The 13,634-nt window shown below is 36.0% G+C and carries 12 protein-coding genes; 4 read left to right on the top strand and 8 right to left on the bottom strand.

Translation table 11 applies throughout. The features are described 5' to 3' along the window. Window positions 1-13: 13 nt before the first annotated feature. From FKR84_RS09975 to FKR84_RS09990, 4 genes are all read left to right on the top strand, one after another. Window positions 14-1,822, top strand: a complete 1,809-nt coding sequence (locus FKR84_RS09975; protein ID WP_141422167.1) for a GNAT family N-acyltransferase — start codon at window positions 14-16, stop codon at window positions 1,820-1,822. After that, window positions 1,815-2,855: a carboxypeptidase-like regulatory domain-containing protein gene (locus FKR84_RS09980; RefSeq protein WP_141422168.1), complete on the top strand. Its 1,041-nt coding sequence runs from the start codon at window positions 1,815-1,817 to the stop codon at window positions 2,853-2,855. Before FKR84_RS09975 ends, FKR84_RS09980 begins: the two co-directional genes overlap by 8 nt. A 14-nt stretch (window positions 2,856-2,869) precedes the next feature. Beyond that, a complete protein-coding gene (locus FKR84_RS09985; RefSeq protein WP_141422169.1) occupies window positions 2,870-3,967 on the top strand; it encodes a carboxypeptidase-like regulatory domain-containing protein in 1,098 nt (365 codons plus the stop codon). Between the two features lie 88 nt (window positions 3,968-4,055). Next, window positions 4,056-4,697, top strand: a complete 642-nt coding sequence (locus FKR84_RS09990; protein WP_141422170.1) for an SDR family oxidoreductase — start codon at window positions 4,056-4,058, stop codon at window positions 4,695-4,697. 82 nt (window positions 4,698-4,779) lie between these two features. Here the strand turns inward: FKR84_RS09990 and FKR84_RS09995 are convergent, their stop codons facing one another. The 8 genes from FKR84_RS09995 to serS all read right to left on the bottom strand — a co-directional run bounded on the left by FKR84_RS09995 (window position 4,780) and on the right by serS (window position 13,557). After that, window positions 4,780-5,856 carry a TlpA family protein disulfide reductase gene (locus FKR84_RS09995; RefSeq protein WP_141422171.1) on the bottom strand — a complete coding sequence of 359 codons (1,077 nt, stop codon included), beginning with the start codon at window positions 5,854-5,856 and terminating at the stop codon, window positions 4,780-4,782. Between the two features lie 298 nt (window positions 5,857-6,154). Further along, window positions 6,155-7,099: a 2-hydroxyacid dehydrogenase gene (locus FKR84_RS10000; RefSeq protein ID WP_141422172.1), complete on the bottom strand. Its 945-nt coding sequence runs from the start codon at window positions 7,097-7,099 to the stop codon at window positions 6,155-6,157. Window position 7,100: 1 nt separating this feature from the next. Beyond that, window positions 7,101-7,499 (bottom strand): acyl-CoA thioesterase, encoded by a 399-nt coding sequence (locus tag FKR84_RS10005; RefSeq protein ID WP_141422173.1) that lies wholly within the window; start codon window positions 7,497-7,499, stop codon window positions 7,101-7,103. 182 nt (window positions 7,500-7,681) lie between these two features. Further along, complete coding sequence (gene mgtE / locus FKR84_RS10010) at window positions 7,682-9,034, bottom strand: magnesium transporter (protein ID WP_141422174.1); 1,353 nt, start codon at window positions 9,032-9,034, stop codon at window positions 7,682-7,684. Further along, window positions 9,015-9,872, bottom strand: coding sequence for a 16S rRNA (adenine(1518)-N(6)/adenine(1519)-N(6))-dimethyltransferase RsmA (gene rsmA, locus FKR84_RS10015; protein WP_141422175.1), 858 nt, complete (start codon window positions 9,870-9,872; stop codon window positions 9,015-9,017). Before rsmA ends, mgtE begins: the two co-directional genes overlap by 20 nt. Further along, the gene (locus FKR84_RS10020) at window positions 9,856-10,176 is read right to left on the bottom strand and encodes a DUF4286 family protein (RefSeq protein ID WP_141422176.1); all 321 of its coding nucleotides are present in this window, start codon (window positions 10,174-10,176) and stop codon (window positions 9,856-9,858) included. Before FKR84_RS10020 ends, rsmA begins: the two co-directional genes overlap by 17 nt. A gap of 29 nt (window positions 10,177-10,205) precedes the next feature. Continuing rightward, a complete protein-coding gene (locus FKR84_RS10025; protein WP_141422177.1) occupies window positions 10,206-11,993 on the bottom strand; it encodes a tetratricopeptide repeat protein in 1,788 nt (595 codons plus the stop codon). Between the two features lie 292 nt (window positions 11,994-12,285). Next, a complete protein-coding gene (serS, locus tag FKR84_RS10030; RefSeq protein ID WP_141422178.1) occupies window positions 12,286-13,557 on the bottom strand; it encodes a serine--tRNA ligase in 1,272 nt (423 codons plus the stop codon). Between the last annotated feature and the right edge of the window lie 77 nt (window positions 13,558-13,634).

A 13,634-nucleotide genomic window follows, 5' to 3' on the forward strand; every position in this document is an offset into this window, starting at 1 on the left:
AACTGAGCATTAAATGGGATTTGTAACTGCCAAAGAAGTGGCCAAAGGCTTAAATTTAAGTAAATTTGGTTTTTTAGGAACCGCCTTGGGCGCATCTGTAATGGGTTTAACCAAACTCAACAAACTCAACAAAATTTACGAAGACCGTAAACATTTGAGCGGTTTAGAATTTTTACATTCGGCGCTTTCGCATTTGGAAGTAGATTATGAAATTCCCGAAAAAGACTTAAAACGTATTCCTAAATCCGGCGCTTTTATTACAATTTCCAATCATCCGTTAGGTGCCATAGACGGTATGATTTTACTGCAAACCCTGGCAAACCGTCGCGAAGATTATAAGGTAATTGCCAATTTTTTATTGCATCGGCTTAAGCCTTTAAAGCCTTATATTATGCCGGTTAATCCGTTTGAAGACCGCAAGGAAGTAAAATCGAGTTTAGAGGGAATAAAAACGGCCATACAACATTTAAAAGCCGGGCACCCGTTGGGCATTTTCCCTGCCGGGGAAGTTTCGACACATCGCGAAGATAAAATAATTGTAGATCGTGAGTGGTTGCCGGAAGCTATGAAGCTTATTCAAAAATCTAAAGTGCCAATTGTTCCCATTTATTTTCACGCAAAAAACAGTCCCTCGTTTTACCGTTTGGCAAAAATAAACGACTCGCTGCGTACCGCTAAAATACCTAGCGAAATGCTAACGCAGAAAAAGCGTAAGATAAAAGTGCGTATTGGTAATCCAATTTCGGTAGAAGATCAAGAAAAACATCGCGATATAGAAGATTTTACGCATTTCTTACGGAAAAAAACGTATATGCTGGCGAGCGCCTTCAGTAAAAAAAGTTTCTTAAAAAACATTCAAATTCCTAAGCAGATAAAAATACCGCGCTCTCCGCGAAAAATTGCCAACGAAACTGCCGAACCGGTGATGCAAAAAGAAATAGAGTTTTGCCGGGAGAACGAAAAGCGTTTGCTAAGCAGTAAAAATTATGAAGTGTTTTTGGCAGAACGTAAATACATTCCTAATATCGTGAACGAGATTGGGCGTCTGCGCGAAATCACCTTTAGAGCAATTGGCGAAGGAACAAATAATGAAACAGATTTAGATGAATTTGACGAGTATTACCACCACATGTTTTTGTACGATAATCAAGCGCATAAAATTGTGGGCGCATACCGAATGGGATTTGGTTCTAAGATTTTCCCAAAATATGGTATAGACGGCTTTTACTTGCAACAATTGTTTCGGTTTGAGCCGGAACTTTACAAATTAATGCGGCAGTCTATAGAAATGGGTCGGGCTTTTATTGTAAAAGATTACCAGCAAAAACCTATGCCTTTGTTTTTGTTATGGAAAGGAATTGTGCATTGCACCTTGCGTTTTCCGGAACATAAATACTTGATTGGCGGCGTGAGCATAAGCAATAAATTTTCAGATTTTTCTAAATCTATGATGATCGAGTTTATGAAATCCCATTATTACGATCCTTATGTGGCGCAATATGTTAGGCCTAAAAAAGAATTTAAGGTAAAACTAAAAGACGCTGAAAAAGATTTTGTTTTTGACGAAAGCAAAGCAGACCTCAACAAATTTGATAAATTAATAGACGAGCTGGAGCCGGACACTTTACGGATGCCAGTGCTGCTAAAAAAATACATCAAGCAAAACGCCAAGGTGGTAGCCTTTAACGTAGACCCTCTTTTTAACAACTCTGTAGATGGTTTGATGTACATTAGAATTGCAGATTTGCCGGAAAGCACGGTAAAACCCGTAATGGAAGAATTTCAGGAAGAGTTGGAAAAGAAGATGGAAAATAATGCTTAAAAAGTTGCTTTTTTTACTGAGTATTATAGCATTTTGTTTTTCCGCGAAAGCGCAATACAGCATTAGCGGAAGGGTTATAGATTCTATTACTTCTAAACCTGTAGAAAATGCCAATGTTTATATAGATGGTACTGTTTTTGGTACAATTACAGACGCGCAGGGTAAATTTGTTTTAGAAATAGAAAAACAAGTTAACTTTCCTCTTGTGGTAAGTTCTGTTACTTATAAACCAAAGGTTTTAAGCTTGAATTTTACTTCAAAAAACATAGCTTTTGGTACTATAGCTTTAGAAGAGGAAGTAAATAATCTTACCGAAGTTTATATAGAAAACGACCCGTGGTCGCGTAAACGAAAGCTTAAGTATTTTAGAAAATGGTTTTTGGGGGAAGAATATAAAGCTAAAAAAACAAAGATTTTAAACGAAGCTGCTATTCGACTCAAATTTATTCCTTCTACCAATAAATTAATTGCCTACGCAGACGAAGCTTTAAAAATTAGAAACAAAAAATTGGGATATCTTATAAGCTATGATTTAATGGAATTTGAATTATTATTTAGCCAGATAGAATTTGTGGTAAACAATAAAAAGAAAACCAATTATAAAGAAGAATCTTCTTACTTTTTGGGCACCTCTTTTTTTAAAGAATTAAAACCAAAAAAGATTGAAAAATATAGAAAAGTACGTAAGAAAAGGTATCAAGGCTCTACCCTGCATTTTATGCGTGCTTTGTACAACAACCAGTTAAAAGAGAAAAATTATCGGATTTTTATTAAAAAAACCGAGATCGAGCCGTCTCAAATTTTTGAAGTATTGCAAACAGATAATTTGACGCACGTGCGTTTACACAACAAAAAAACCACCGTTTTATACGACGATTTTTACCAGTCTTTTATAAAAGTGGACCAAGTGCCAACAGATTTTAGCATAGACAAAAACGGCAATTACAAGCCTGTTAATGCATTATACCTTGGCGGCGAAATGGGACAAGAAAAACTATCTGATTTTTTGCCATTAAACTATAAACTCGAGTAATTCAAAACAAAACTATGCGTCTTATTCTTTCTATACTTTTGGTTGCTTTTTGCTGCACACCAAGCTGGGCGCAAGATGCAATTAGAGGTTTTGTAGTAGACTCTGCCACCAATAAACCTATAGAAGGTGCTGCGGTTTTTTATGAAAACACAATGCGTGGCACCAGTACTAACCAACACGGTTTTTTTGTGCTTCGCGCGGAAACGAAAATCAAATCTCTCCTAAACATTAGAGCTTTGGGTTATAAGCAAGTTCGTTTAGAGAAACCCAAATTAAACCAAAATCAGCGCTTTTTGTTGGTAGAAAAAGACACCCAATTAGAAACCGTATATCTAAATACAGCAAGTAAACCTACTACAAAAAGCCATAGCCGCGAAAGCGAACCGCATTTTCGGGAATATTTTCTATCTTATTTTAAGTATTACTTTTTAGGAGGCGGGCATCGTAGAGGTACCCGCATTAAAAATTTAGATAAAATAAACATAAGCCATTCGCCAGATAAAAAGAATATTAAATTCTCCAGTAAACGTCCTTTAGAGATAGAAAATGAATATTTAGGCTATACGATTACTTACTATTTAGACAATTTTGTTATAAACCGTAAAGAAAGTGAGCTGGCATCCAATCTGGCAAATGATTCTTACCAACACTTAGGAAACGGTTTTTTTAAAGAATTAAATCCGGATAGGGTAAAAAACAAGTATAAAAAAAGACGTAACGAGGTTTACCAACATTCTATTCTGCGATTAATGCGTGCTCTGGCAGATAGCAGTCTGGCCAAAAACGGATTTAAATTGGTAAACGAAAAAGGAGAAGATATTGCCTTGCAAAGAACCAAACACAAGAGCTTTACGGAAATTAAACCTCCGTCTGTCTTTTATGTTTACCGGGCGGGAGATATCAAGAACCATGATAAAAAAACATGGGAACAAATTCAGTTTATTTTAGAAAAAATAAAGCCTACCCCTCTTACCAAAGTAATTGCTAAACAAAATTTTGGCATAGATAAGTGGGGCAATTTCTTTCCGCACGACGCGCTTCGGTTTGAAGGTTATTTGGGCAAAAAAGGATATAGCGATGCTTTACCCTTAGATTTTCAGCCGTATGAATAAAAGAAGGTTTTGAAGCGTTAAGCCTTTGTTATTTAAGCCTTTTTTTAGACTATTTACCACAAATCTTCTTATTTTTAAATAAAAAATTATGGAAAAAGTATTGGTAGCCGGTGCAAACGGCACGACAGGAAGAGAGATAATAAACATTTTGCAAAATCACCCGGATTATGAACCGGTGGCAATGATTAGAAAAGAAGAGCAAAGTGCCTATTTTGATAATAAAGACGTAAAAACCACCTTGGCAGACCTAGAAGGCGATCTTACCGAAGCGGTAAAAGGCATAGACCGCGTAATTTTTGCAGCAGGTTCCGGCGGAAATACCGGGCCGGACAAAACTACTTCTGTAGACGAAAAAGGTGCTATGCATTTAATAGATAAAAGCAAGGCTGCCGGCGCACGAAAATTTGTAATGTTAAGCGCAATGGGAACCGACAAACCAGACCAAGTAGATGGCTTAGAACATTATTTACGCGCCAAAAAAACAGCCGACGATCATCTTAAAGCCAGCTTTTTAGATTACAGTATTGTAAAACCCGGTATGCTTACCAACAACGAGAAAACCAATAAAATAAAAGCAGCAGAAAAGCTAAACGAGCACGGCGAAATCTCCCGAAAAGATGTAGCCCAAGTATTGGTAGATTGCCTGCCGGCCAATATGATGAAAAACAAAGAATTTGAAATCCTATCTGGCGATCAAGCTATTGAAATTGCTTTGGAAAGCCTAGAATAACTATAATCTAAAGAAAATTTAAACCCCTGTCCAAATTAATTTGGGCGGGGGTTTTTGTGTTTTAAATCTGGTTCATTATTTTCTAATTTCTTAATGCCATATTTATTATGTCAATTATTTTTGATTCTTCTTCTTTACGAACTCCTGAACCAGAATAGAGTATTTCTTTATTTTTATCGATAATCACGATTGCGGGATAGGCTTTTATGTTATACGCATTATTCTTTGCAAGTAATACTTCGTATTGTATATTAAAATCTTCCGTAAATTTTCTAATTTGTTTTTTATTTTCATCAATAAGATTGACACCTAAAACTACTACGTCCTCCTTAGTAAAATCATTACGTAATTTATTTATAAAGGGTATCGCTTTTATGCACGGGTAGCAGCTCATATACCAAAAATCTAAAATTATTATTTTTCCGTAATAACTACTAAGGCTTAGCGTTTCGTCTTGAGAAAGCAAATAACCTTCAAAGTCTTTGACTTTAATACTGTTTTTAGAAACTGGTTTTTGCTTCTTCTCGAAAGAATCGTAGCGATATTTTTTTAAATTTTCAATTTCGCTTTTGAAATTAACGTCCGATTTTTGTCTAATATTTTCGAATAAGAATTCTTTATACTGACTGTTTCCTTGAAAATTAACGTGCGAAGTAATTTTATAAGAAAGCCTGTTTTTTAGGTCGATATAATAGTTGAAATAAATATTATTAAACTCCTTAAAATCTTTTTTATCTCTTCTTATAACTACTTCTCTTCTATTTTTCTCAATTATTCTTAAACTATCGGATAAATCTTTAGCTTTTATATACCTGTTTGGTAAAAGAAGATTTTTTATATTCAAGTCTACTTTCTTAGAAGTAGTATAAACTTTATCTTTTTTAGAAATACTGTAAAGTGTATTACCCCAGTTTATATAAAGTGTATGCCTATTGAAAATTTTAAAATTATAACCATATAAACTGTCTTGCTTATTTTTTTCTAAAACAACTGTATACTGTCTATTAGTGGTATCTGTTTTAAAAAAATATTTCATCTTGACGTGCACGTTATACAACAAAGTTTCATTTTCAAACAAATCATTTTCTATACCATTTGCTTGGGAAAAACCAAATGTAGAAAATAAGATTACTACGTAGACAAGTTTAATTTTATTCATTTTAGGTTTAATAAATGGCTCCCACAAGCGCTCTCCCGACGCTTCAGGATGCAATGCGTGCTTTGTACAACTTTGTAAAACATATATTCCATTTTTTCAAATTCTATACTTTTCATAAATTTATAAAACGCATTTGGTGTAAAACAAAAATGTAAAACAAAAAATCGCAGCGGGTGCTAGTCATAGACGAGCGATAAGGGATTTTTCGTTAATAAGCAGACATCAATCTAATGTTATTTTATGCTTTCTACAAATTTTAATCAGAATTATTTACCTTTAAACCAATAGTTAGAAATGTTTATTTACTAAAAACTGCCGCTATTTTATCTACTATTACTTGTGCTAATTTTTCTTTGCTCTCTATTGTCCATCCCGCAATATGCGGACTTAATAAAACATTGTTGGCTTGAATAAGGTATTGAAAAGCTGCCGGCATGTTTTCTTTGTTGCTGAATAAATTTTCAAAAGAACTTTTCTCGTATTCCAATACATCTAAGCCGGCTCCCAAAACTTTTCCACGCTTTAAAGCTTCTATCAAATCTTGGGTTACCACGCTTTGTCCGCGAGCGGTATTAAGCAACCAAAAATTCTTTTTAAAGCGGGCAATAAAAGTTTTATCTACCATATTTTTGGTTGTTGGTGTTAGTGGCGTGTGCAAACTAAGTACCTCTGCGTTTTCTTGCAACTGCTCTAAACTTACTTGCTTGGCGTCTTTATTACCTACATTTTCTTTAATATCGTAACAGATTACCTCGCAATCAAAACCGCGTAATTTTTTGGCAAATGCTTTGCCCATATTGCCGTAGCCAATTATGCCAATTGTTTTGCCGTCTACCTCCAAACCTCTGTTTTCTTCGCGTTTCCAAATACCTTGTCGCACTTCTGCATCGGCTGTTTTTAATTTATTAAATAGAGCCAAGAGCATTCCTAAAGCGTGCTCGCCAACTGCATTACGATTACCTTCTGGGGCAGAAAAAAGCTTTATACCTTGTTTTTTGGCAAATGCCGTATCTATATTTTCTAAGCCGGCCCCTAACCTGCCAATAAATTTTAAGTTGCTTGCCGCCAAAAGAAATTTTTTATCTATGGTAAACCTACTGCGTATTATTAGTCCGTCGTAAGCTTGTATTTTTGTCTGAATTTCTTCTTTAGAAGCCGTATATTCTTCTTCGTTTTGGAAACCGAGTTTGTGCAGTTCTTCTAACAATAACGGATGGTTTTTATCTACGTGCAATATTTTCATACTATTCAAAATAAGGTTGGGTTATTTCGGGCGTAATGCGGGTTGGTTTTTGGGTTTTCAAATTAATTAAACACCAAGTGGTTTTTGCTTTTACCACCAATTTATTATCGCTTTTGCGGATTATCTCTGTGCGGCGTTCACATTTAATATTGCCGTAGTTGTGTATCCAGGTTTTTAAGATAAGTTCTTCTTTTTTAAAGGCGGGACGTTTATATTCTATAAAATGGTCTAAAACCACCCAACCCACTTTTTGACGTATGTCTTGCGAGGTTTTGTTTTCCCAGTGTTTTTGTGCCACATCTTGAATCCATTGTAGATATTTTACATTGTTAACATGGTCTAATTGATCGATAGCCGAATTGGGCACCTCAATAATATATTGAAAAGAAATAGGCTGCATACAAAGACTTTTTTCAAAGATACTTATAAATTAAAATTTCCCTATGTCTTTAAAACAACTTTAAAAGCTGCTTTTTGCGTTAGGGATAGCAGTGGTAGCTTTTTTATGGCAGCGCCTAAAAAACTACAAACGTATAGCCCGACCTTGGCCGCCTTAAAGCGGACAAGGAAACGCCCAAATTATTAAAATCCTAAAATAAGTTTAGCGATGCTAAAGTAGATAAGAATACCAAAAATATCGTTGCTCGTAGTAATAAACGGTCCGGTTGCCATAGCTGGGTCTATGCCTTGTTTATCTAAAATAATTGGAACAAAAGTGCCAATTAACGAGGCGTTAATGATTACCAATATCAAAGAGATGCCAACCGTTAAAGAAAATCCCCAGCCTAAATCAAGCAAGAACATTCCGCCGCCTATTAACAGACATGCCAAAACAAAACCATTGAGCAAACTAAGGGAAACTTCTTTTAGCAAACGCTTAAGCAACGAACCTCTAAGACTACGATTGGCCAAGGCCTGCAATACAATTGCCGAAGATTGTACGCCAACATTTCCTGCCATTGCGGCCATAAGCGGCACAAAGAAAAACAGTGCGGCGTGGGTTTTTATAGCTTCGTCAAAGGCTTCTAATACATTTACACTCACAAAACCGCCCAAAAGTGCCAAAATTAACCACGGCAAACGTGCCCGGGTAAGCTGCCATAAACTGTCGTTTGCCTCTACATCTTCTGAGATACCCGCTGCCATTTGGTAATCTCTTTCGGCTTCTTCTCGTATAAAATCTACAATATCGTCTATGGTAATGCGACCAACCAGTTTGCCCATTTCGTTAACTACGGGAATGGCTTCCAGGTCGTATTTTTGCATTATGCGCGCCACTTCTTCTCCCGGTGTGTTTACGTTTACATAGTCTACTTTTTTTATATAAACATCGCTTATTTGCGCGTTACTTGGCGCGGTAAGCAAATCTTTGAGCGAAAGCCTGCCTTTTAGATGGTTTCTATTATCTACTACATAAATACTGTGTACGCGGGTTACGTTTTCGGCTTGTTCGCGCATCTCGCTCATACAGCCGGTAACACTCCAGTTTTCGTTTACTTTTACTAATTCTTTTGCCATTAAACCGCCGGCAGAATCTTCGTCATAGCGTAAAAGTTCTACAATATTGTCTGCGTGTTCTTCGTCTTGAATATATTTTATAACACGCGCTTTAACATCTGGAGAGAGTTCTGCCACAATATCTGCGGCATCATCTGTATCCATCTCTTCAATCTCGTTGGCAATTTCTTTTGCAGAGAGATTGTTTAAAACTTTTTCGCGGTCGTCGTCGTTAAGCTCTAATAGAACCTCGGCGGTTTTATCTGTTTTTAGGAGTTTTATAACGTAGGTGGCATCGTCTAACGAGAGTTCGTCTAAAATTTCGGCAATATCGGCGTGGTGCAAATCTTCTAATTGCAGCAGGAGTTGCTTGTTGTTTTTTTCTTCAACAAGTTGCTCTATTTTTTCTATAAAATCGTTACTGATTTGAAACTGCATCCGCTTCTATTTTTTGTGTAAGATTTATAAATTCTTCTACCGAAAGTTGCTCGGGCCGTTGCCCAAAAATAATTTCTTCTCTTAATTCTTGGCTTAAGCCGAAACTTTTTAGGCTGTTGCGCAAGGTTTTTCGCCTTTGCTGAAAAGCGGTTTTTACCACTTTAAAAAATAATTTCTCTTCTACCGGAAGACTAAAATCTTCTTTCCGCGTTAAGCGTAAAACCCCGCTGTCTACTTTTGGCGGCGGATTAAAAACGCTCGGTGGTACGGTAAATAAATACTCTACCGTATAAAACGTCTGGGTTAAAACAGACAAAATACCGTAAGCTTTACTGCCCGCCGGCTCGCAAATGCGCTTGGCTACTTCTTTTTGAAACATACCGGTAAACTCCGGTATTTGCGTTCTGTTCTCTAAGGTTTTAAAAACAATTTGGGTAGAAATATTGTACGGAAAGTTACCGGTAACGGCAAATTCTTCTTGACCAAAAATGTTTTGTAAATCAATTTTTAAAAAATCTGCTTCTATAATAGAAAAATTGTCTTTTATGTCTAATTGCGGATGTTCTAAAGCAAAGGACTCCTGCAAATAAGCAACCGACTCCCGGTCAAGGTCTAAAGCGACAACTTTTATGTCTTTTTGTAATAAATATTTGGTAAGCATCCCGGTGCCGGGCCCAATTTCTAAAACCTGCTTATAGCCGTTTAAACTTAGGGTTTCGGCTATTTTTTTGGCTATATTTTCATCGGTAAGAAAATGTTGCCCTAAATGTTTTTTAGCGCGAACAGGTCCTTGTTCAAGATTTTTTTTTTGAGACTTATAATTATTGCGCTTCTTCATGTTGACTAACTATCTCTAATTCTGTGCGAAAACTAACACATTTATCTTTAAATTGTTTTGATTCTGCCCGTAACTTTTTTGCATCTTCTGCATAATAGCGTTCCAGCAAAGCTTTGCTCTCTGCTGTATATTGCACAGAATAGGTAATGCCGCCCATTGGTTCTTGTACCAAAACTTTACTCATTAAAGCTTTGGTAAATTTGCCGGTGGCCAACATTTGCGGTATGTGTTCTTGCCGCATCCATTTTACCCATTTATCGTGTACAGATTCTTGTACGTTTATGGTTACGTTATAAATATACATAGCTGTTTTTTTTGTAAAGTTACGTTAAATCACTGGATAGCGTCTCCCCTTAATTTTCTAAATTGCTTGCGCGCTTCTACAAAATGAATGCTGTCTGCAAAATCAAAAATGATATTTTGATAGTGCTTTTTAGCTTCTTCAGGTTGGTTTAGTTGGTACTGATACAATTCTGCCAAATAAAAATGCGCGTCGTCTGCCAGAATATCATCGCCGTAATACCTTATAATTTTTTGATAGCTTTCTGCAGCTTCTTGGTAGCGCTTTTCTTTTTCTAAAATTTTGGCTTTTCTGTAAAGCGCTTCGTCTTCTATTTTTTCGCCTTTATGCTGACTTAAAATACTATCTAAAAAAGTTTTTGCCTTTTTATTTTCTTGCTGAAAAGCATACAAATCTGCCTTGGCAAATAGTTTTAAGGCAGTTTGTGTAGAATCTTCTTGCGAGTTGTCTGAAATAAGTAAATGCAATTCTAAAGCATCGTTGGCAATAAGTTGCGAGCTGGAGCTTTTTAGAACTTTAAGTTGCGTTTGTGCCCAATCAAAATCTCCTTTATAGTAACTGGTGCGCGCTACCCTAAAGCGTGCTTCTTGTGCTAAATTGGTGTTTTTTATTTTTTTCTGAATTTGACTGTAATAAATCAAAGCTTGGTTAAATTGCTCTTGAAACACCAAAATATCTGCTAAAAGTAATTTTATTCTTCCTTCTTCAAACCGGTTTAAATTCTGATTTAGTAAAGCTTGCAAAATGTTTTTTGCTCTTGCCGGTTCTTTTTTGGTAAAGGCCAAAAACTCTGCAAAAGCGAGTTGCAAACCTAAAGTATTGGTGGCGCGGCCGTAGTCTTCTAACAGGTTTTCAAAATCTTTGGTGATATCTTTATAATCTTCCGGTTCGGCCTTTGTTATTGCCAATTGCAGCAACTTTAAATGCGCATTTAATTGCTGCCGCTCACGATTGGAGTTTTCTATTACATACTCCAAAATATCTTTGCTAAGCTCTGTTTGTTTGTTTTTGGTAGTAATTTCGGCCAAATCGAAAAAAGGGTGTAATTGCTTTTTTTCCGAACGCATAAAAATCGCTTTTTGCTGGATAAAAGCTTTTTTAAAATCGTTTTGTTGTGTAAATAACCAAGCCAGTAATTCGTTATACAGAACTTTTGGTTGCTGCTGATTTTTTCTCAGCAATAGTTTACGCAATTCTACATTGGCTTCATTATCTACATCTTCTGTAATATATTGTGAAAAATTTCGGTTAACCGAATAAAAATATTCCGGTTTTTCTTCGATTAAATCGGTATAGGTTTCAAACATTTTTGCCAGTTTGCCTTGCTCACCATAAATCCTGGCCAGTTGCACGGTAAAGTTTGTATTGGGTGCATTTTTTAATCCAATTTCATAGACCTCAACGGCTTCGTCCAATAAATTATAATCCTGAAAAGCATTACCAATAACATAGGTATAATTGGGTTTTGTTTTTACTTTATCTATCGCCTGTTCATAAAAGTCGGCTGCTTTTTCCGGTTTTTGCATCAATTGGTAGTTATAACCAATTTCTACCAAAAGGTTTGGATAAAAATTGGCCTGATCTTCGTTTTTAAGCAATAGTTTTTCTGCCAATTGGTATTGCTCCAATTCTTGATAAACTTTGGTAAGCTGTTGCATATACCGAAGGTTGTTGGGCGCTTTTTCTAACAGTTTTTGGTAGATGCTTTTTGCCTTTTCGTATTCGCCTTGGTCCATATAATTATCTGCCAATTGTGGCGACTGTGCGAACAAATTTCCGCAAAGAAAAAACAAGGCTATATATAAAAGTGAAAAACGCATTTTGCTAAGATAACAAAATGCGTTTTTATTGGGAGTTTTGTGTGTTAAAGATTTAATTAGCTTAAATTATATTCAACCTAAGCATTTCCAACAAAAAATCAAACAAGAATATTAATCTTGCATTCTTAGAAACTTTGTTCATTTTCTTTGCTCGTCCAAAGAAAACGAACCAATCCCCAACTCTAGTTGGGGACAAAAATTCTTTACGGAAAAGTTTAGCTATACGGAAGAAAAAGAACCAAACACATTAAAATTCAGATTATATTCACATTTAAAGCTTCTTTAAAACCCATTAATTTATCAAGTCAAATCCTGCATACGGCACCAAAACTTCGGGTACTTTTATGCCGTCTTTGGTTTGGTAGTTTTCTAAAATTCCGGCTAAAACACGAGGTAAGGCCAAAGCACTTCCGTTTAAGGTATGCACCAACTCTTTTTTACCTTCTTTGTTTTTGTACCGAACTTTTAAGCGGTTTGCCTGAAAAGTTTCGAAATTTGAAACCGAAGAAATTTCTAACCAACGATCTTGCGCGGTAGAAAACACTTCAAAATCGTAGGTTAAAGCCGAAGTAAAACCAAGATCGCCACCGCAAAGACGCAAAATACGATAAGGTAATTTTAAATCGCGCAGCAATTCTTTTACGTGCGCTACCATCTCGTCTAAAACTTTATACGAATTCTCTGGTTTTACCACGTTTACCAATTCTACTTTATCAAATTGGTGCAAACGATTTAAACCTCTTACGTGCGCGCCGTATGAACCGGCTTCGCGTCTAAAGTTAGCAGTATAAGCCGTACATTTTTTTGGCAAATCTGCATCTGTTAACAAATCGTCCCGAAACATATTGGTAAGCGGCACTTCTGAAGTAGGAATTAAATATAAATCGTCGCTTGCTATATGATACATTTGTCCTTCTTTATCGGGCAATTGTCCCGTGCCAAAACCCGAAGCTTCGTTAACCACCAACGGCACTTGATATTCTGTATAACCGGCTTGAATATTTTTGGTTAAAAAATAAGTAATTAGAGCGCGTTGCAAACTGGCTCCTTTTCCTTTATAGATAGGAAAACCGGCACCGGTAACTTTGTTTCCCAGTTCAAAATCTATCAAATCATATTTTTTGGCCAATTCCCAATGTGGTAAATAACCTTCTTCTAAGACCGGAATATCACCTTCTTTAAATACTTCTTCGTTGTCTTCTTCTGAGCTTCCTGCCGGCACCGATTGGTGTGGCACATTAGGAATATTATAGAGAATTTGCTCCATATCGTGAATGGCAGCATTCAAATCTTCGGTAAGTTTTTTAGAGTTTTCTTTTAAATCTGCCGTCTGCTCTTTTACTTTATTGGCTTTTTCATGCTCGCCAGATTTAAAAAGCATGCCAATTTCTTTAGACAGTTTGTTAGATTTTGCTAAAATGTTGTCTAATTCTTGTTGGGTAGAACGGCGTTTTTCGTCTAAAGCCAACACCTCTTCAAAAAGCTGTTCGGCATCAAAATTACGCTTCTCTAAAGCTTTGATAAAAGCTTCTTTATGCATTCTAATTTGCGCTACTTGTAACATGAAAATTCGGTTTAAATAAAAAGTAATTTAATTTAGTAAGATTTTCTGCATCTTAAACCTGCAAATGTACTTATTTC

It is taken from the genome of Haloflavibacter putidus (genome assembly GCF_006546625.1).
GTDB classification, from domain to species: domain Bacteria; phylum Bacteroidota; class Bacteroidia; order Flavobacteriales; family Flavobacteriaceae; genus Mesonia; species Mesonia putida.